The sequence below is a fragment of the Dysgonomonadaceae bacterium zrk40 genome (assembly GCA_016916535.1).
Lineage (GTDB): Bacteria > Bacteroidota > Bacteroidia > Bacteroidales > Dysgonomonadaceae > Proteiniphilum.
In genome coordinates this window covers 2,787,870-2,806,706 of sequence record CP070276.1, presented here as the reverse complement: position 1 = coordinate 2,806,706, position 18,837 = coordinate 2,787,870, and the positions used below count along the sequence as shown (strand labels likewise).

The following is an 18,837-nucleotide window of genomic DNA, read 5'->3' as shown; positions in this document are numbered from 1 at the left end:
ATAACAACGAACTATGAAGCCATTAAAATTAGTAACCGCACTTTCTCTCACCTACCTCTTGTTTTCATGCAGCAGCAACAGCAGCGGAGAATATGACGCCACAGGGTCATTCGAAGCCACGGAAATCATTGTATCGTCGCAAGCCAACGGAGTATTACTTGATCTGACGGTAGAGGATGGGGATCAGTTGAATGAAGGGCAGAAGGTGGGGCAGATAGACAGCACCCAACTTTACCTCCAGAAAATGAGTCTTCTCTCAAATGCTGAAGGAATCCGCTCACAACAACCTGATATTCGAAAGCAGACGGCAGCAATTCAGGAACAAATCAGAACCCTGGAAAGAGAACGGGCACGAGTAAAAAACCTGCTTGCATCCAATGCAGCCAACCAGAAGCAACTCGATGACATAGAGGCACAGATTAACGTCCAGCAGAAGCAACTTTTGGCGCTGACCTCAACACTGGAAAAGAGCAGCAAAAGTATCTCCGCGCAAAGCTCTACCCTCGAAATACAGATTGCTCAGCTGAACGATCAGCTTGAAAAGACACAAATCGTTTCGCCTATTTCGGGAACAGTGCTGAATACATATGCCGAGGCGGGCGAATTAGCCACCATGGGTACTCCCCTCTTTAAAATTGCAGATACAAGCACCCTCTTTTTGAGAGCATACGTAACAAACGACCAGCTGGCACAGATTAAACTGAATGATGAGGTTACAGTGAGGGTGGACAACGGTGAAGGCAACATGAAAACATACAATGGTACGATCCGTTGGATATCCGACAAATCAGAGTTCACACCCAAAACAATACAGACTAAAAATGAGCGAGCCAACCTGGTCTATGCGCTAAAAATCGCTGTTCCTAACGATGGCTATCTGAAGATTGGCATGTATGGGGAGGTGAAGTTTAAATAATCACAACGGAGCAATGAACAAGAAAAGAAAATGATAGAAGTTGAAAACCTGAATAAAAGCTACAGGAAGGGCAACATAAAAGCTCTGAACGGCATCTCCTTCCAGGTGAATGATGGGGAGATATTTGGTGTTATCGGCCCGGATGGTGCCGGAAAGTCATCACTCTTCCGGATTTTGGCTTCGCTGATCCTTCCTGACAGCGGAATAGCAATCATGAACGGGCTCGATGTAGTGAAAGACTACCGGAAAGTACGACAAATCATTGGCTATATGCCCGGCCGTTTTTCTCTATATCAGGATCTGAGCGTGAAGGAGAACCTTGCATTCTTTGCGACGCTCTTTCACACCACCATTGAAGAGAACTATTATCTGATTAAAGATATTTACCAACAGATAGAACCGTTCAAAAATCGCCGTGCAGGTGCCCTTTCCGGGGGTATGAAACAGAAACTGGCATTGAGCTGTGCGCTGATTCACAAGCCTGAGATACTAATCCTTGATGAGCCTACTACCGGTGTGGACCCTGTATCGCGAAAGGAGTTCTGGGATATGCTGGGACGGTTGCGGGAACAGGGGATCACCATCTTGGTCTCCACAGCCTACATGGACGAAGCAAGTCGCTGCGACAGGATCGCACTGATTCGTGATGGAAGGTTCATAGCGAGCAACACACCGCAGGGCATCATTGATGATTATGCAGAGGTTTTGTGGTCTGTCGAGGGTCCTCAAATGTCAGCCCTGCTGACTGCCCTGCGTGACCATGCAGGGATAAAAACGAGCTTTGCTTTTGGTGACAAGCATCATGTTACAGTTGAAAAAGGAATACACCCCAACGAACTAAAGCAGCACCTTGCAGATAAAGGATTCGGCGATGTACGCATTGCTCCTGTCGAACCTAGTGTGGAAGATTGTTTTATGGCATTGACAAATTAGACGTATGAGTGTAAAAGTAATTGAAGTGTCAGATCTGACAAAAAAGTTCGGCAACTTTACAGCTGTAGATCACATCGCTTTTGATGTGATGGAGGGGGAAATATTCGGATTCCTCGGTGCTAACGGAGCCGGAAAGACTACTGCCATGCAGATGCTATGCGGAATCAGCATGCCTACAGCCGGCAAAGGAACCGTTGCAGGTTATGACATCATCAAAGAGAATGAACAGATCAAACGGAACATTGGGTATATGAGCCAGAAGTTTTCATTGTATGAAGATCTGAAAGTATGGGAGAACATTCGCCTCTTTGGGGGAATATATGGTTTGTCGGACAAAGCGATTGCTGAAAAAACCAACGCGTTGTTGAAACAACTGAATTTCGAGCAGGAACGCAACACCATGGTAAAGTATCTACCACTGGGATGGAAACAGAAGCTGGCATTCTCCGTTGCCATTTTTCATGAACCCCGGATTGTTTTTCTGGACGAACCAACCGGAGGAGTCGATCCGGCCATGAGACGACAGTTTTGGGAGATGATCTATGATGCTGCCGACAGAGGGATCACCGTCTTTGTTACCACACACTACATGGACGAAGCAGAATATTGCAACCGTGTATCAATCATGGTTGATGGCCACATTGATGCCCTGGACACACCGGCTGAACTACGACGCAGATTTAATGCCGAGACGATGGATGAGGTTTTTCAACAACTGGCACGTAAAGCTAAAAGGGGAGAGTGATGAAACAATTTATTGCATTTGTAAAAAAAGAGTTCCGCCACATCATGCGCGACAACAGGACATTGCTGATCATCCTGGGGATGCCCGTAGTGGAGATCCTGCTGTTTGGCTTTGCCATTAACATGGAGGTGCAGGACATCCGCGTGGCTTTCTATGATCCAACACCTGATGCGTTCACGACCGGCATCGCTGAGCGTATCAGACAAAACCCCTATTTCAATCACCAGGGTAACATGTACTCAATGGATGAGATGAATGCATCGATGCGAAAAGGAGAGCTAGACCTGGCTGTGGTGTTTCCGCAAAACTTTCAGGAGAGTCTTGTGCACTCGGGAGAAGCGGCTGTACAACTCCTGTCAAACAGCTCCGATCCCAACAGGGGATCCATCTCCACCACCTACGCGTCGGCTATCATCGCCAAATTTCAGCAGGAGCAAATAGATTTGAGGCAGATACCCTTTCAGATTCAAACGGAAAACAGGATGATCTACAACCCGCTGATGAAATCATCCTACATGTTCGTTCCGGGCATCATGGGACTGGTGCTGATGATTATCTGTACCATCATGACATCAGTCTCCATAGTTCGCGAAAAGGAGAGAGGGACCATGGAGGTACTGCTTGCATCACCATTGAAACAGGGGACCATGATATTTGCGAAGACCATTCCCTATATGATCATCTCCTTTGTTGATTTCCTGATCATTCTCATCCTGAGTTACTTTATCCTGGGTGTACCTGTCAACGGCAACCTGTTGTTGCTCTTTTTGATAGCCCTCATCTATATCATACTGACACTGACATACGGGCTGACCGTCTCAACGTTGGTAGATAAGCAGGTTAATGCTGTAATCGTCTCAGCCATCACAGCCATGATCCCTGTTCTGATGCTCTCAGGGATGATCTTCCCCGTCGACAATATGCCCCGCGTACTGCAGGCATTCTCATCGATTATCCCTGCACGATGGTTTATTGAGGCGGTGCGCAAAGTGATGATCCAGGGGCAGGGGTTTCTCATGATCGGGAAAGAATTGTTCATCATGATCGGGATGACACTGTTCTTGTTGGGTATAACCATTGCAAAAACAAAAAAGCGACTTGATTAAACGTTACTTGTTACAACGTTTCAACGCTGAAAAGAAACAGCCAAGATCAGATTAAACATAAAATTATGAAGACATTAAAATATCTCATCGAAAAAGAATTTAAACAGATGTTCAGGAATCCGTTGATTCCAAGACTTATTGTACTGTTTCCCACCATGGTGTTGCTGGTGTTTCCCTGGGCAGTAAGTTTTGAGGTAAAGAACATCAAAATCGATGTGGTAGATCACAGCAAAAGTGTCTATTCCAAGAGACTGACAGACAAAATAGCCGCTTCACACTATTTTAATCTGAACGACACGCCACCCGATTACCGGACAGCAATGATGAATATGGAAACGGGGGAGACAGATATGATTCTTGAGATACCGGCCTCCTTCGATAGGGATGTGGTAAAAGCCAGGACATCGGGCGTGGGTGTGGCAGTGAACGCCGTAAATGGTACGCAGGGGCTGTTGGGCAGTAATTACATCATGCAGATCGCAAACGATTTCTCGTCTGATCTGCGCGATGAACTCATGCATACCGTCCCCCCACAATCTAGGGCGTCCCTGATGCGGTTGCCAAAGATTGAGATTATTCCACAATACAAGTTTAATCCCAAGCTGGATTATAAGAATTTCATGATTCCGGGCTTTATGGTGCTGCTGCTCACCATCATATGCGGTATCTTACCCGCACTGAACATTGTGATGGAAAAAGAGAACGGCACCATCAACCAGATCAATGTCACACCGATAAGCAAAATAAACTTCATTCTTGCCAAACTGATTCCTTATTGGGTCGTGGGTATCGTGGTGATGATCATCTCGATCAGTGTCACATATCTGATATATGGTCTCTGGCCGGCAGGGAGTGCCATAGCCGTACTTTTCTCTGCGATTGTCTTTATCATTTCTGTTTCCGGACTCGGTATCATTATCTCAAACAATTCTGAGACAATGCAGCAGGCCAGCTTCCTGGTGATGTTCTTTATCCTCATTCTGGTTCTGTTGGGTGGTATGTTCACACCTGTTTCCAGTATGCCAACATGGGCTCAACTGATTGCGACCATTAACCCTTTCAATTATCTCACTGAGACCTTTCGAATGCTCTATTTGAACGGCAGCACCCTGGCAGATGTATCCGGCAACTTATTTGTATTGGCACTGATTGCCATCGTATTGAATAGTTGGGCAATACTCAGCTATAAGAAAAGAGGATAATCGGGAACGGTTGTAATTGAGAACAAACAGTAAAAGATGTAAAAGTGCATTATCGGGAACGAATGTAAAAGAGAACAATAAAAGAATATGAGAATCGCAACAATAACTTATGATGAGTTTGCACAAATAAATTTCTATTCCATGCGAGAAAAACTGACCATACTTGATGAGAAAAATGTGATTCCAATTTTAAAACAATGAAGTATCTATTATTGTCATCTTTTATCCTGACGATGCTTTTATTCACACAGGAAATAACGGCTAAGTCAAAGACAGCACCTGCCGATTCTGTAGTGTTGCCGCTTAAAGGACTTATTGAGAGTGCAAAATCAAAAATGGCACAAGAGTGGCAGGAGTTAGCGATCACAGAGGATGAAATTATTAACCAGATGGACGGGTTGCCTCCATTTTCGATTTATAAGGATAATTATTTTATCTCCGGTATCCCACTGAACAAAAGCATTGACGGGGAGACTGCCGACGCCAGGTTTCAGGTAAGCATCAGACACAGGCTTACCACAAGCAGGCTACCCTTCAACTCATTTCTCTATCTCACCTATACACAAAAGTCGTTTTGGGATATCTATCAGAAGTCTGCTCCCTTCAGGGACAGTAACTACAATCCGGGAATTGGACTGGGGAGATACATCATTGTCGACAACCGTCTTACCGGTGCAGCCTTCTTGCAGTTGGAACATGAATCCAACGGTAGAGACAGCCTTGATTCAAGGAGTACCAACTGGCTTGGTTTATCAGGAAAATATTTTTTCACATCCAACCTGGCGGTCAGTTTTAAGGTAATAATCCCTTTCATGAATGAAGATGAGAACATCGATTTGTATGATTACAGAGGAACCGGTTATTTTACAGCTGACTACAAGACATCGGACAACCAATGGTGGCTCTCAGGCACCTACAGCCTCAGGAAAAGTGTGAAAGACGTAAATTTGAAACTTACGGCGGGTTTTAAGATTTCGGACAAATTCAACCAATATATATTCGGGGAATTGTATAGCGGCACAGGTGACAGCCTGCTTGATTACAAACGTAGAGATCTACAGATCAGAGCAGGAATATGCATCAAACCGGATTTCTACAGTGTTTTCTAACAAAACATCCCTCCCGTTGTGGGTCTTATGTTTTATGTGAATCACATCAGTAGAATCAGGGTACATCTGAAACAATATTGAAGCCCATCACTAACAGAGATAGGTCCATATTGATGTAATGATAAAATAGGCCATATTTGAACGGTTAAGCAAAAAAATGTTTACTTTTGACGAATTAACAAAGTCAGCAAAATGCAGGAAAAGAACAATCCTACGGTATCGTTTAAATTCACAATCGTGATACCGGTCTATAACGAGGAAGAAAATATATACGCCCTGGAAGACAAACTGCGACAATATCTGCCACACGCTGCCATCTCCACTGCTGTATTGTTCGTGAACGACGGATCAAAGGACAATAGTCTGCAACGAATCCGTGAGATCACTGCCCGCAACGATTCATTTTTCTATCTCGACCTTAAACAAAACGGGGGTTTGAGTGCTGCCCTGAAAGCAGGGATTGACCATATCTGCTCCGATTACGTAGGCTATATGGATGCCGACATGCAGACCGATCCGGAAGATTTCAACCTCTTGTTGGAGGATATCACCGATTATGAAATCGTCACCGGCATCAGGGCCAACCGGAAAGATTCATTCTTCAAGAAGCTTCAATCAAAGATTGCCAACAGTTACAGACGCATGATGACCGGTGACGGAGTGTCGGATACCGGCTGCCCATTGAAGGTGATGCACACCGATGCCGCCAAACGCATACCGCTCTTCAACGGGATGCACCGTTTCCTACCAGCACTGATCCTGTTGCAGAACGGAAAGGTGAAACAGGTTCCCGTACGCCACTACCCACGAAACGCCGGCACCTCGAAGTATCACCTCTGGAACCGATTATCAGGACCTTTCATCGATTGCTTCGCCTACCGTTGGATGAAGAAACGGGCCATCAACTACCAGATCAATGAGCACAACCTCGACTAACCTATGCAAACAGGAAATATTTGGATATTTGCGATAGGCTTCCTGGCACAAATTTTCTTTTCCGCACGCATCCTATACCAATGGATCGCCACCGAAAAAGCAGGCAGAATTCTCTCACCACCGGCATTCTGGATCCTGAGTATTCTGGGATCCTACCTGTTGTTCATCTACGGGGTGCTCCGTGATGATTTTGCCATCATCCTGGGACAGTTCATATCCTATTACATCTACCTCTGGAACCTGCATATTCAGGGACTCTGGAAAAAGACCCTTCTATTGATCCGTGCAATCCTGCTATTGACGCCTCTTGCGGCCTTGGGTATCATGTTGGGGGACTTGTCCGGTTTCATCGAAACCTTTTTCAACAACAGGGATGTACCCCTCTGGCTATTGCTGTTCGGATCGGCAGGACAGTTGATTTTTACCCTGCGCTTTCTCTATCAGTTCATCTACTCCGCGGCACATCACAAATCGGAACTTCCGGTGGGATTCTGGATCATCAGCCTACTGGGCTCCACTATGATCATCGCCTACGCTCTGTTCCGATTGGATCCCGTACTGATCCTGGGCCAGGCATTCGGTTTTGTAGCCTACAGCCGTAACATCATGATCGGTCTGAAAAATAAACTTACATCATGAAGAAATCGCACCTCTTTCTGGTCTGGCTCGTCGCCTTACTACCCATCTTGCTGTTGCGCGACTTCACCCCTTCCAACGAGTTACGCTACCTGAACATCGTAGATGAGGCACTCCAAAATGGCAACATCTTCACCTTCACCAACCAGGGTGAGATCTATGCAGATAAGCCACCCCTTCATTTCTGGCTGATGATGGTAGGGAAACAACTCCTGGGTGCACACCGGATGTGGTACTACGCCCTACTCTCTATCATCCCCGCAATAGTCATCATCGCCACCATGACCAGCTGGATGCGACGCCAGCAGGATACAGACGAAACCACCACCTCGATGATGCTGATGACCACGGGACTCTTTGTCGGTGTGGGAGTCATCGTCCGGATGGATATGCTGATGAACATGTTCATCGTACTGTCGCTCTACACCTTCTACCAGATGTACCAGGAAGAAAAACTGAAACGCAACAGCCTGCTCTTTCCCCTCTATATCTTTCTGGCTCTATTCTCCAAGGGGCCGCTGGGGATCCTGATACCCTTGGTCTCCACCCTGGTCTTCCTTGCATACAAGAAGAAGTTGTCCGATTTACCCCGTTACTGGGGATGGAAAAGCCTGGCGATTCTTCTCACTGGATGCCTGATATGGTTTACAGGGGTCTACCTGGAAGGGGGAAGGGAGTACATCCACAACCTGCTCTTTCGGCAGACGGTGGGACGCGGAATCAATTCTTTCCATCATAAGGAACCTTTCTATTACTATGCCATCACCAGCTGGTACGCGGTGGCTCCCTGGTCGCTCCTCTCCATTGGAATTGTAGCCGCCTCGCTTGTTCAAAGGAAAATCAGGAGCGAACTGGAACAGTTCTTTGCCGTTATCGTGCTCTCCTCACTGGTGCTGTTGTCGCTCATCAGTGCCAAACTGGCTATCTACTCCCTGCCGTTGATCCCGTTTCTGATTGGCCTCACAATCATGTTGCTTCCGAAGTTTCGCAGCGGCAACCGGTGGATCAACCTTTCCCTGGCCATACCGGCCATCATACTGATTCTCTCGCTGCCGGTGCTCATCGTGCTTTCTCGCTCCGATGAGATGCGGTACCTCGGAATACCGCTCATATATGCCGCTGCAGTAATCCTTTCGCTCTCGGGAGTGGTGACCATCTACCAACTCTATAAAAGAAGCAGCGTTGTCACAGCCATCAGGAGCATGTCGCTGGGTATCCTGCTTGCCCTTTTTGTTGCAGGCTGGTCAATGCCAAAGCTAAACCCCTATCTCGGTTGGAAGGCACTGTGTGAGAAAGCCAATGATATTTACGAGAAACAGGGGATGAATGAATACTGGGTCTACCGTATTTCCCGCGCGGAGAATATGGATGTCTACCTAGGAAAAGATATCGTCAAGGTGGAGAAAGATGATATTATAGAACCATCAGTCGAGAAGAAGCTCTTACTGTTGCGAACCAAAGTGATAGATCGCGACAACGAAATCCGGATGGCTGTTCAAAACAATGCACAGTACCAGATCGGTGATTACACAATTGTACTTTTTCAATGATGAAAGATATGAAAATATTGGTCACAGGAGCTGCTGGATTCATCGGCTTTCACCTGGTACGGGCCTTGTCACAGCAGGGCTATCTTGTGGTGGGTGTCGATCTCATCAACAGCTATTATGACGTGCGGTTGAAGTATGCACGGCTGCACCAAACAGGGATAACCGAAGAAGAAATCACTGCCGGCAAGGCAGTGCAAAGCAACCTATACCCCTCCTATAGCTTTGTAAAAATGGATCTGAACGACCGAGAGAGGCTGTTGACTCTCTTTCACCAGGAGCGGTTCACACATGTGATTCACCTGGCTGCGCAGGCCGGCGTTAGGTACTCACTGGAAAATCCCTACGCCTATATCGATGCCAACATCTCCGGATTCATCAACCTGCTGGAAGCATGCCGCCGCCATCCCGTCGAACACTTGCTATATGCCAGCTCCAGCAGTGTATACGGTGCGAACAAGCAGATACCCTACAGGGAAACAGACCCGACGGACCATCCGGTGAGCCTCTACGCGGCTACCAAGAAAGCCAATGAGCTGATGGCCTATACCTACGCACACCTCTATCGTATTCCCAGCACCGGCATCCGCTTTTTCACGGTCTATGGACCCTGGGGTAGACCTGATATGGCTCCATCTCTTTTCATGTCTGCTGTGCTGAAAGGTGAACCCATCCGGCTGTTCAACCATGGAGAGATGGAGCGCGATTTCACCTATATTGGTGATGTGGTGGAGGGACTCCTGCAGCTCCTCCCTGCTTCGCCATCGTGTGACCCTCCGCATGTAATTTACAATATGGGTTGCTCATCACCCGTGAAAATTCTCGATTTTCTGACTGCAATCGAACAAATCACCGGCAGTAAAGCAAATGTAAAAATGACCGGGATGCAACCGGGTGATGTTGTTGCAACCTTTGCCGATACTACCCTGCTGCGGGAAAATTTCAATTACCAACCCTCCACACCCATCCAGACCGGACTGGCACATTTTTACCGATGGTTCGTAAGCTTCTATTCGCAGGTACAATAGAGGTTATCTCCAGATCCGGTGAAACAGGAACCGGAGCAGAAAACCTGTAATCAGCAGCCCGACACCCACCAGGATCACGTTCAGCGGCAAAGAGACCGACATCACCAAACAGCCGATCAGTCCAAGGAGGGGAATCACCCTCCCGTAACGTTGTTCGGTACGCGGTTGCCGCAACGCGGAGATGTTGGTGATACTGTAATAGAGCAAGATGGTGAAGGATGCCGCCCGCACGATGAATTCGAAGGAGCCGGTCAGTGTGAGTAGTAGAATGAGCAGACCGGTGAAGAGAATCCCCAGGTGGGGCACCTTGTAGCGGCCGTGAATCTTCTGAAAAAAGGGAGGCAGGTCGTTCCGTCTGCCCATGGCCAGCATCATGCGGCTGATGCCCAGTATCTGACTCAGCAACACCCCCAGCATGGCGGTCGAGGCACCAATGGTCACCACGCTGCTTACCGCTGGGGTGGTCAACGCGTTAGCCACCACCTGCAGAGGCGAGGTGCTGGCTGCAATCTGTTCAGCTCCCACAACGCCGATGGCCACGACAGATACGGCCGCATAGAGCAGGATGGCGGAGAGGATGGTGATGATCACTGCAGTTGGGATGGTCTTCTCCGGACGGTGCACTTCCTCCGCCAGGGTGGCGATGCGTGCATAACCGGTGAAGGCGAAGAAAAGCAGTGCGGCAGCTTCAGCGATGCCGGAAATACCAAAGGGGGCGAAGGGGGTGAAGTTGCGCTTCTCCACTGCAGGGATCCCACTGAAGATAAGATAGAGTAAGGAAAGCAGGGTGAAGGTCACAATCACCAGGTTCAGCACTCCTGCTTTTTTGATGCCGAAGAGGTTGACCACCGTCAGGAGGATCACCGCCACCACTGAGATGACCATAGGAGAAGCTATCGGCAGCAGTTGGTGAAAATAGCTGCCAAAGCCGATGGCCACCACACCTGCGGCAGAGAGCTTGCTGATCAGGAACATCCAACCGGCAGAAATGCCGAAGGAGGGCGACAGCAGCTGGTAACCATACTCGTAGGTACCCCCCGAGTGGGGATAGACCGCCGCCAGCTGTGCAGAGCTCAACCCGTTGAAGGAGGCGATGACGCCCGCGATAATCAGTCCCACGATAAAGGCAGGACCTGAGACGCCCGCAGCGACACCTGTTACCACGAAGATGCCGGCACCGATGATCGCACCCAGTCCAACGCCCACCGCATCTTTCAGCGTAAGTGCACGCAGCAATTCATTCTTTTTTCTCATCTCTCTCAATTTTTATTTACACTTCATTCAACAGTGAAAAGCGTGATCCGGTTCACGCTGACGGTCGGGGAAACCACCTCCTCGTGTTGTTGGCGATACGCACCAGCATCAGCATCACCGGCACCTCCACCAGCACACCCACCGTGGTGGCCAGCGCAGCACCCGACTCCAGGCCGAAAAGTGAGATGGCTACTGCCACCGCCAGCTCGAAGAAATTGCTGGCACCGATCATACCGGCAGGGGCAGCCACGTCGTGTGGCAGCCTCCACGCCTTGGCCCATCCATAGGCAATGAAGAAGATCAGCACTGTCTGTATAACCAGTGGGATGGCGATCAGCAGGATATGGAGCGGATTCTGCAGTATGGTGTCACCCTGGAAGGAGAAGAGGATGATCAGCGTGAGCAACAATCCCCCCACGGTGATGTTGTTGAATTTCTTGATAAAGACATTGTTGAAGTAGTCGATACCCCGCCTTTTTACCACGTAGATGCGGGTGAGTATGCCGGCCAGCAGCGGTACCACCACGAAGAGAACCACCGAGAGAAAAAGCGTATCCCAGGGGATGGCAATCCCGCCGATGCCGAGCAGCAGCCCCACAATCGGCACGAAAGCGACCAGAATTATGAGGTCGTTCAACGCCACCTGTACCAGCGTGTAGGCTGCATCTCCCTTAGTGAGATGACTCCATACAAACACCATTGCGGTACAGGGTGCGGCACCCAGCAGCACCGCACCGGCCAGGTATTGGTCGGCCAGTTCAGCGGGGATAAGCGACTTGAACAGCACGAAAAAGAAAAGCCAGGCGATGCCAAACATGGTAAACGGTTTGATCAGCCAGTTGGTCACCCCTGTAATCAGGATACCTTTCGGTTTGCGGCCCACGTTCTTCACGCTTTTGAAATCGACCTTCAGCATCATCGGGAAGATCATCAGCCAGATCAGGATGGCAACCGGGATGGAGACATTGGCGTATTCGAACCGATGAACATTGCCGGAACGGATGGGATATATTGACCGATCAGGATGCCCGCCACAATACAGACAGCCACCCAGAGTGTGAGCGTTCTTTCAAAAAAGCTGATACCTTGATTTTTCTTCATATTGTATTTAATAATTAATTTTTATAACCCGATACCGTTATGCTGAAGATACCGGTATCACTTTCTTTAAAACGGATACTCTCTGCAACGGATAGATACTTACCCATTATCTCATCAGGAATACGGATTTCTTTTTGTTTGTGAACGGTGATATTTATAAATCCCTGCAATTCTATTATATTGAGATATTCACTTATCTCTATAGCACCTGAAACGCAGCCTGCATACATCTCTGCGTCACTCTTCAATTCTTCCGGTAAATTGCCATTCAGCACCACATCGGAAACACAGAAATGTCCCGAAGGTTTTAAAACCCTCATCATTTCAGCAAAGGCATTTTTTTTGTCGGGAACAAGGTTCAACACACAATTGGAGACGATTACATCAAAAGTACTATCGGGAAAAGGCATCTCTTCAATATCGCCTTTTACAAACACAATGTTCGAATATCCGAGCTTTTGGGCATTCTCAACTGCTCTGTGAACCATGGCGTCTGAGAAATCAAGTCCGGTTACCTTGCCGGTATCACCAACAATGGCTCGAGCAACAAAACAATCATTCCCGGCACCGCTTCCAAGGTCAAGCAGATGGTCTCCTTTCTTTATGCCTGCAAATTGTGTAGGGATACCACAGCCCAAACCTAAATCGGCATCCGGATTGTAACCTTCCACATTTTGATATTCGTCACCAATCATACTGAACTCCAATCCGCTACAACACCCAGAGGATCCACAACAGGATAATGGGGCCATTTGAATATCTCGATTGGCAATCGCTCCATATTTCTTTTTTACCAACTCTCTAATATTCTCTTTCTCACACTTCACAACAGAGGTTTTAATTGTTCAACATACAGCAGATAAAAATCATGCTTAATCTGATCGCGAATCCTGTAAAATTCACTTAGAATAAACTCATCTGATCCTTTTGCATGGGATGGATCCTCGTAACCCATGTGTAACCGGTGTTTCACCTTACCCATAAATAGAGGACATGTTTCGTTGGCATGGTCGCATACCGTAATCACATAGTCCCATTCCTCATTGATGTAAAGGTCTGCCATTTTGGGGATATGATGACTTATATCAATCCCTGCCTCTTTCATTACTTTCACGGCAGTTTGATTCACCTGCCTGGCAGGTTCGGTTCCTGCCGAACGTACTGTCAACTTCTCATCAAAATGCTGCAGAAAACCATGTGCCATCTGGCTGCGGCAACTGTTGCCGGTGCATAAAATCAGTATCTTCATCTTATTCTGGATTAATAGGTTTTTTAAATGTAATGTGTTGCAACTGAAACGTGTTGCAGACGTTTTTTAAAAGAAGGTGCCATAGACCAGCCCGGTGAAAGTGGCCATGATCATCACCAGCACCACATAAACGAGAGTCTTCTTCGTACCCATCACCCCGCGGATCACCAGCATGTTGGGCAGTGAGAGCGAGGGACCGGCAAGCAGCAGCGCCAGTGCAGGACCTTTGCCCATGCCGCTGGCCAGCAGTCCCTGGATGATCGGCACCTCGGTGAGCGTGGCAAAATACATAAATGCCCCGGTGAAACTGGCGAAGAAATTGGAGAATAGCGAATTGCCACCTACTGCCCACTCGATCCACTCGTTGGGTACCACACCGGGGATGGCCACGTTGTCGTGCGTCGATCCCAGCAGGAAACCGGCAGTCACCACGCCGATGGCCAGCAGCGGCATGATCTGCTTGGCAAAACCCCAGGCCGAGAGGGTCCACTCCCTGTTCTCCTCATCGTTCCGGTCGAAGAGGGTCACAAGCGAGAGAGCAGCGATGCCCACCACCATGGGTACCAGTGGCACCATCCTGGGATTGGAAATGAACTCACTGGCAAGGAATGCCGACAGCGCTGTCGCAACCACACCCAGCAATACCCATTGCCACTTTATCTTTAATACCTTTATCAGCGAGTAGGCCAGCATCAGCCCTAGGAAGCCGGTGATATACCATTTATAAGTGTAGAGATGAAACCAGACGCTCGATTGGTCACCCGAGGCAGGTGCACCCCAGTTGGCAGCCACCAGGATCAGCACCAGCGTGAAGAAGTGGAACATGGTCTGCGACATCGGCCTTTTGGCCGGTGGGGCCTCGAAGTTCATCTGCTCCTCCTGCTTTGCCTTCTCCTCCTTGCGGTAGATAAAGGCCATGGTCAGGCCAATGACTACCGAGAAAAGGATGGCTCCGACCATGCGGGCGATGCCCATCTCCGTGCCGAGAATGCTCCAGGTGAGGATGATGGAGAGGATGCTGACGGCCGGTCCCGAGTAGAGGAACGCTACTGCCGGTCCCAATCCTGCTCCCCGCTTGTAGATACTGGTGAAGAGAGGGAGGATGGTACAGGAGCAGACTGCCAGGATAGCTCCGGAAACGGAGGCCACTGTATAGGAAAGCCACTTCTTCGCGTTCGCCCCGAAGTAGCGGATCACCGACCCCTGGCTGATAAATACCGCAATCACCCCTGCAATGAAGAATGCAGGCAGCAGGCAGAGGAGCACATGCTCCTGCGCGTACCACTTGGAGAGGTCGAGCGTGGCGTCAATGGCGGTCATGAAGCGCTCATTGCCGATGGGCAGAAAGAAGATCACCCCGAAGATAAGGACCATCCAGACCAGGTATTTCAACTCTTTTTTTGATTCCATTGATATCTGTTTTAAGAACACAACTGCAAGTTATATAGGGTCTGCTTATTAAATCCTAATCAGGCACACAATTTCATTTGTGGCTTGACTGGATAAATGTTTATATTTCTCACTTTCATCAGTTTCGATAGAAACGAGACAAAATAAGGAAGGGGAATATCCCTCATGTACCTGATCAGGTTCATCACAAAAATGATAGCCCCTATCCAACTGTTTGATGTCGTGGCCAATCTGGCGCGGATATCATTTAAACCATATCCACGCTTGCCCTGACCAAACTTTCCTTCAACCTGATTGCGTTCCGCCGCCTCTCGTCGCTCTTTACGTTTTTGGTATCTGCTCTTGATCTCTTTTACCGGTTTTCGTCCCAGTGGTTCCCCGGTGTAGCGGATTCTTTTCTCTTTCAAAAACCGTCTGTTCTCCCGGGTGAGATAAATCTTATCCACCTGAACCAGCTCCGGGTATTTCCCTGTCAGTTCCCTAAAGCGTTCGACCTGTGCCTGAAGATCCTGCCCCTCGTTAAAGGCATCCCAGTCAAAATGATCCACCCTGGCATATCCATCCAGCAGGCTGATGTTGATCTTGGCGCCAAACTCCGTCTTGGCCTTGGCCTTGCCACGCACGATGGGACGTACATGCGGCTGATGAATGCTCACGATGCGATCTTCTACTTGATGGCTCTTCTTCTTGTACATGCTCTCCTGTTGTTCCAGCAGATGCTGGATAACAAAAAAATATTTCAGTTGCCGCCTGTTAAAAGGAACCGGTTCATCCTTTATGGTGTCCAGCATCTCATTGATAGTCCGTACATCCCGCTTCAGGTAGTTGATTTGCTTGCGTATCGCTTGTCTTAAAACGTTGGCAGGTTTTCTCTTCATCTTCGATACATTCAAAAAATCCTTGCGTGCAACCCTTCTGTATGTACGGGGTTTATCTTTAATACCCAGTTTTAAACACAACTCATCAATCAACTCCTCGGCCTTTTGACGACTCTCGTTCAGCAGATCCAGATCGGTGGGATACTTGATATCCGCATCACAGACCGTTGCATCCAATTGAAGCTTCCCCTTGTTCCCGGGATGTGGATCAGGGTCGTCATCATTATCATCTTCTTCATCCTTCGTAACCGTGTCAGCCTTTTCTTGTTTTGTCCCGGCTTTCAGCTTCAACCCTTTTCTTATTAAATCGTCTGTCAATGATTCAAAGACATCCAGATCAATGCGTTTCCTGATGGAAACCAGCAGCGAGGGCGTCATTACCTGTTCATAAGTGAAAGCTTCGAGTCCAAGAAAATACTGCATGTAGGGATTCTCCTGGATCATCTCTATCACACCGCGATCGTCCGTCTTCATGATGTGCTTGATGATGATCACTCCCAGCACAAGCCTGGCATCCTTGGTGGGGGCACCACGGTTGCTCTTGAAGTTCTTGTAGTAAAGCCGGGCGAACTCTTCCCAGGGAACTATTTTTGAAAGAACAACCCACCGGTTATTCTCATCCAGTTTTGCCTCAAAAGGCATCTTGAACTCGGATATTGAAAGCTGTCTGGAGCTCTTGTATCGTATCATAAAATGCAAGGTTTATGAAGTAAAAATACTCAATTTCTTGCAGTTATGCAAATTTTATATCGTTTAATTTGCTGATTTTCAGAATAAATATCTATTATTCAGCAGACCCTATATAGACGGCTCAGTTGCGTTATGGCTGTTGAGAGGAGGCTTAAAGCCCCAGTACCTTCCTGATCTCCGCTTCGGAGGGCACATGCCCCTTCAGTTTCACTTCTCCGTCGACCACCACCGCGGGTGTCGTCATCACGTTATACTTCATAATTTCCATGATATCCTCCACCTTGCGGAGGGATACCTCAGTTCCGGACTGCTCCACTACTTTTTTGATGGCGTCGTACGTCAACACACATTTCTTGCAGCCGGGTCCCAATACCAATACTTCCATAATTAATTTTTTTTGTCGTTCAATAATTTGTTCCTTGTAAATCTTTCTCAGATGTTTTGTATAATGTAATAAACGCCCACCATGATAAACAGTGCTGCCACCACACGTTTAAACCACTTCTGAAAACTGTTCATCCTGTTGTAAAACTTACCGATATTGCTCACGCTGTATGCCAGCAGCCAGGCGATGATGATCACCGGGAGCCCTGTTGCGATGGCGAATATCGGTGGCAGTAGCAGTCCCGATGCAGAGGCAATCGTCATGGGGATCAACCCGCCGAAATAGAGCATCCCGCTGTAGGGACAGAATGCCAGCGCGAAGAAGAGTCCCAGCAGAAATGCATCCCAGAAGGTTTTCTTTCCCTTTTTCCTTTCGATCCTCTCAGTCATCTTCCCCACCCCGGGCAGGTTCAGCCGGATGAGATCGAGCATGAAGATACCGATCACCAGCAAGGCGATACCGAGCCAGATACCGCCAACACCCTGCAATGCAGATGCAATCCTGAACTGGCTGGCACCAAAATAGAAGAGAATGCCCAGTGCGGTATAGGTGAACATCCTACCCAAGGTATAGAAGAGGCCGTTGAACAGCACCTGCCTTTTGATATCGATATCTTTGCTCAGATAGGCGGTGGCAGTGATATTCGTAGCCAGGGGGCAGGGGCTGATGGCTGTCATCAGTCCCAGTAGGAACGCAGTGAGCATCGGCCAGCCGGAGGCTTCGGTCATACTCTGCAGAAATTCCATCATGTTATGCGCTGTTTTTACGAAAGTCTACACTCAATCTCTTCCTGCAACATCCCGCTCACCCCTTCCGGATTGGCAAACGCCTTCTGCGTGATGTCAACGTGGTCATCACCCTTCGCAACGATGAGAGCGTTCCAGGTGACACCATACTGTTCCACCAATCCCTTGTTGGCGGCATCATCGGTCGGCACCTCGACAAAACGGACCTGCTCCTGCTCACCATAGATGGCGGCGACCGACTCACGGGCTGCCTTCTCCACTGCGATACAGGTCTTGCAGCGTTGTGATCCGTGAAAATAATAGACATAAACCACTAAAGGATCGGCAGGTGTAACTGTTTGTTCTGTTGAATGATCAGCCGCTCTCTCGGCGGCAGGATTACTGGTTCCCGCCTGCTTGCTGCTCCCGCTTCCGCAGGAAATCAACAGAAAAGCGGATAAAATCAGAAAGAGAATTTGTTTCATCGGATTGATATTTGTTGGTTTCTAACAATAACTCTCAACCTTGGCTACATGGTCAATAAAGCCACCCAGCAACTCCCGCGCCGCCGCCCAGTTGGCCTGGTTAATACAGTACCTGATGGTTGGAGGTGTAAATTCACCCTGTATTAACCCTGCCTCTTTCAACTCGTTGAGGTGTTGCGAAAGGGTGCTCTTGGCTACCGGGATCACCTCCGACATATCGCCATGGTAACAGCAACTCTGACCGGCCAGCATCTGCAAAATGGCGATGCGCACCGGATGGGCCAGCGCCTTGGCGATACGAGCCAACTGCATCTGATCTTCTGTAAAGGGTTGTTTTGACATATTAATTGTTTCTGTTTCGATTGAGTAAAACATTACAGTTCGCAAATATACGAACAGATTGCCAATTCGCAAATATACGAACTGATTTTTTCTCTTTTTTTCGTATCTTTGCAGCTGTTTTTAGGTTATCATTCACATCGGGGAGCAGTTTACACTCCCC

General features: G+C 48.2%; 19 protein-coding genes and 1 pseudogene. 10 read left to right on the top strand and 10 right to left on the bottom strand.

Annotation, left to right across the window (positions count from 1 at the left end; translation table 11 throughout):
• Positions 1 to 13 precede the first annotated feature (13 nt).
• The 10 genes from JS578_11575 to JS578_11530 all read left to right on the top strand — a co-directional run bounded on the left by JS578_11575 (position 14) and on the right by JS578_11530 (position 10,158).
• A complete protein-coding gene (locus JS578_11575; protein QRX63483.1) occupies positions 14 to 916 on the top strand; it encodes an efflux RND transporter periplasmic adaptor subunit in 903 nt (300 codons plus the stop codon).
• A gap of 30 nt (positions 917 to 946) precedes the next feature.
• Positions 947 to 1,849, top strand: coding sequence for an ABC transporter ATP-binding protein (locus tag JS578_11570; protein QRX63482.1), 903 nt, complete (start codon positions 947 to 949; stop codon positions 1,847 to 1,849).
• 4 nt (positions 1,850 to 1,853) lie between these two features.
• Positions 1,854 to 2,594 carry an ABC transporter ATP-binding protein gene (locus tag JS578_11565; GenBank protein QRX63481.1) on the top strand — a complete coding sequence of 247 codons (741 nt, stop codon included), beginning with the start codon at positions 1,854 to 1,856 and terminating at the stop codon, positions 2,592 to 2,594.
• A complete protein-coding gene (locus tag JS578_11560) occupies positions 2,594 to 3,700 on the top strand; it encodes an ABC transporter permease (GenBank protein QRX63480.1) in 1,107 nt (368 codons plus the stop codon). Before JS578_11565 ends, JS578_11560 begins: the two co-directional genes overlap by 1 nt.
• Positions 3,701 to 3,765: 65 nt before the next feature.
• On the top strand, positions 3,766 to 4,902 hold the full coding sequence (locus JS578_11555) for an ABC transporter permease (protein ID QRX63479.1): 1,137 nt from the start codon (positions 3,766 to 3,768) through the stop codon (positions 4,900 to 4,902).
• Positions 4,903 to 5,237: 335 nt separating this feature from the next.
• Positions 5,238 to 6,011, top strand: coding sequence for a phospholipase A (locus tag JS578_11550; protein ID QRX63478.1), 774 nt, complete (start codon positions 5,238 to 5,240; stop codon positions 6,009 to 6,011).
• A gap of 192 nt (positions 6,012 to 6,203) precedes the next feature.
• A complete protein-coding gene (locus tag JS578_11545) occupies positions 6,204 to 6,947 on the top strand; it encodes a glycosyltransferase family 2 protein (protein QRX63477.1) in 744 nt (247 codons plus the stop codon).
• 3 nt (positions 6,948 to 6,950) lie between these two features.
• On the top strand, positions 6,951 to 7,586 hold the full coding sequence (locus JS578_11540) for a lipid-A-disaccharide synthase N-terminal domain-containing protein (GenBank protein ID QRX63476.1): 636 nt from the start codon (positions 6,951 to 6,953) through the stop codon (positions 7,584 to 7,586).
• Complete coding sequence (locus JS578_11535; protein QRX63475.1) at positions 7,583 to 9,133, top strand: glycosyltransferase family 39 protein; 1,551 nt, start codon at positions 7,583 to 7,585, stop codon at positions 9,131 to 9,133. Before JS578_11540 ends, JS578_11535 begins: the two co-directional genes overlap by 4 nt.
• Before the next feature lie 8 nt (positions 9,134 to 9,141).
• Entirely contained in the window at positions 9,142 to 10,158 is a 1,017-nt protein-coding gene (locus JS578_11530) for an NAD-dependent epimerase/dehydratase family protein (GenBank protein ID QRX63474.1), read from the top strand.
• 3 nt (positions 10,159 to 10,161) lie between these two features.
• Here JS578_11530 and JS578_11525 read toward each other — a convergent pair whose 3' ends face one another.
• The 10 genes and pseudogenes from JS578_11525 to JS578_11480 form a co-directional block, all read right to left on the bottom strand.
• Positions 10,162 to 11,412 (bottom strand): amino acid permease, encoded by a 1,251-nt coding sequence (locus JS578_11525; protein ID QRX63473.1) that lies wholly within the window; start codon positions 11,410 to 11,412, stop codon positions 10,162 to 10,164.
• 52 nt (positions 11,413 to 11,464) lie between these two features.
• Positions 11,465 to 12,513: pseudogene (arsB, locus tag JS578_11520) on the bottom strand (ACR3 family arsenite efflux transporter).
• A 14-nt stretch (positions 12,514 to 12,527) separates the two neighbouring features.
• Positions 12,528 to 13,340 (bottom strand): arsenite methyltransferase, encoded by an 813-nt coding sequence (gene arsM / locus JS578_11515; protein QRX63472.1) that lies wholly within the window; start codon positions 13,338 to 13,340, stop codon positions 12,528 to 12,530.
• Positions 13,337 to 13,762, bottom strand: a complete 426-nt coding sequence (locus tag JS578_11510; protein ID QRX63471.1) for an arsenate reductase ArsC — start codon at positions 13,760 to 13,762, stop codon at positions 13,337 to 13,339. Before JS578_11510 ends, arsM begins: the two co-directional genes overlap by 4 nt.
• A 66-nt stretch (positions 13,763 to 13,828) precedes the next feature.
• Complete coding sequence (locus JS578_11505; GenBank protein ID QRX63470.1) at positions 13,829 to 15,172, bottom strand: permease; 1,344 nt, start codon at positions 15,170 to 15,172, stop codon at positions 13,829 to 13,831.
• A gap of 59 nt (positions 15,173 to 15,231) precedes the next feature.
• Positions 15,232 to 16,740, bottom strand: a complete 1,509-nt coding sequence (locus JS578_11500; protein QRX63469.1) for an IS5 family transposase — start codon at positions 16,738 to 16,740, stop codon at positions 15,232 to 15,234.
• 151 nt (positions 16,741 to 16,891) lie between these two features.
• On the bottom strand, positions 16,892 to 17,125 hold the full coding sequence (locus JS578_11495; protein ID QRX63468.1) for a TM0996/MTH895 family glutaredoxin-like protein: 234 nt from the start codon (positions 17,123 to 17,125) through the stop codon (positions 16,892 to 16,894).
• Positions 17,126 to 17,172: 47 nt separating this feature from the next.
• Positions 17,173 to 17,871, bottom strand: coding sequence for a sulfite exporter TauE/SafE family protein (locus JS578_11490; GenBank protein QRX65008.1), 699 nt, complete (start codon positions 17,869 to 17,871; stop codon positions 17,173 to 17,175).
• A 17-nt stretch (positions 17,872 to 17,888) separates the two neighbouring features.
• The gene (locus tag JS578_11485) at positions 17,889 to 18,335 is read right to left on the bottom strand and encodes a hypothetical protein (GenBank protein ID QRX63467.1); all 447 of its coding nucleotides are present in this window, start codon (positions 18,333 to 18,335) and stop codon (positions 17,889 to 17,891) included.
• Between the two features lie 21 nt (positions 18,336 to 18,356).
• Positions 18,357 to 18,677 carry a winged helix-turn-helix transcriptional regulator gene (locus JS578_11480; protein QRX63466.1) on the bottom strand — a complete coding sequence of 107 codons (321 nt, stop codon included), beginning with the start codon at positions 18,675 to 18,677 and terminating at the stop codon, positions 18,357 to 18,359.
• Positions 18,678 to 18,837: the final 160 nt, after the last annotated feature.

Bases quoted from the DNA above. Each gene is read 5' to 3' on its own strand.
- JS578_11575 (QRX63483.1), top strand. From the start codon at position 14: ATGAAGCCATTAAAATTAGTAACCGCACTTTCTCTCACCTACCTCTTG.
- JS578_11570 (QRX63482.1), top strand. From the start codon at position 947: ATGATAGAAGTTGAAAACCTGAATAAAAGCTACAGGAAGGGCAACATA.
- JS578_11565 (QRX63481.1), top strand. From the start codon at position 1,854: ATGAGTGTAAAAGTAATTGAAGTGTCAGATCTGACAAAAAAGTTCGGC.
- JS578_11560 (QRX63480.1), top strand. From the start codon at position 2,594: ATGAAACAATTTATTGCATTTGTAAAAAAAGAGTTCCGCCACATCATG.
- JS578_11555 (QRX63479.1), top strand. From the start codon at position 3,766: ATGAAGACATTAAAATATCTCATCGAAAAAGAATTTAAACAGATGTTC.
- JS578_11550 (QRX63478.1), top strand. From the start codon at position 5,238: ATGGCACAAGAGTGGCAGGAGTTAGCGATCACAGAGGATGAAATTATT.
- JS578_11545 (QRX63477.1), top strand. From the start codon at position 6,204: ATGCAGGAAAAGAACAATCCTACGGTATCGTTTAAATTCACAATCGTG.
- JS578_11540 (QRX63476.1), top strand. From the start codon at position 6,951: ATGCAAACAGGAAATATTTGGATATTTGCGATAGGCTTCCTGGCACAA.
- JS578_11535 (QRX63475.1), top strand. From the start codon at position 7,583: ATGAAGAAATCGCACCTCTTTCTGGTCTGGCTCGTCGCCTTACTACCC.
- JS578_11530 (QRX63474.1), top strand. From the start codon at position 9,142: ATGAAAATATTGGTCACAGGAGCTGCTGGATTCATCGGCTTTCACCTG.
- JS578_11525 (QRX63473.1), bottom strand. From the start codon at position 11,412: ATGAGAAAAAAGAATGAATTGCTGCGTGCACTTACGCTGAAAGATGCG.
- JS578_11510 (QRX63471.1), bottom strand. From the start codon at position 13,762: ATGAAGATACTGATTTTATGCACCGGCAACAGTTGCCGCAGCCAGATG.
- JS578_11505 (QRX63470.1), bottom strand. From the start codon at position 15,172: ATGGAATCAAAAAAAGAGTTGAAATACCTGGTCTGGATGGTCCTTATC.
- JS578_11500 (QRX63469.1), bottom strand. From the start codon at position 16,740: ATGATACGATACAAGAGCTCCAGACAGCTTTCAATATCCGAGTTCAAG.
- JS578_11495 (QRX63468.1), bottom strand. From the start codon at position 17,125: ATGGAAGTATTGGTATTGGGACCCGGCTGCAAGAAATGTGTGTTGACG.
- JS578_11490 (QRX65008.1), bottom strand. From the start codon at position 17,871: ATGGAATTTCTGCAGAGTATGACCGAAGCCTCCGGCTGGCCGATGCTC.
- JS578_11485 (QRX63467.1), bottom strand. From the start codon at position 18,335: ATGAAACAAATTCTCTTTCTGATTTTATCCGCTTTTCTGTTGATTTCC.
- JS578_11480 (QRX63466.1), bottom strand. From the start codon at position 18,677: ATGTCAAAACAACCCTTTACAGAAGATCAGATGCAGTTGGCTCGTATC.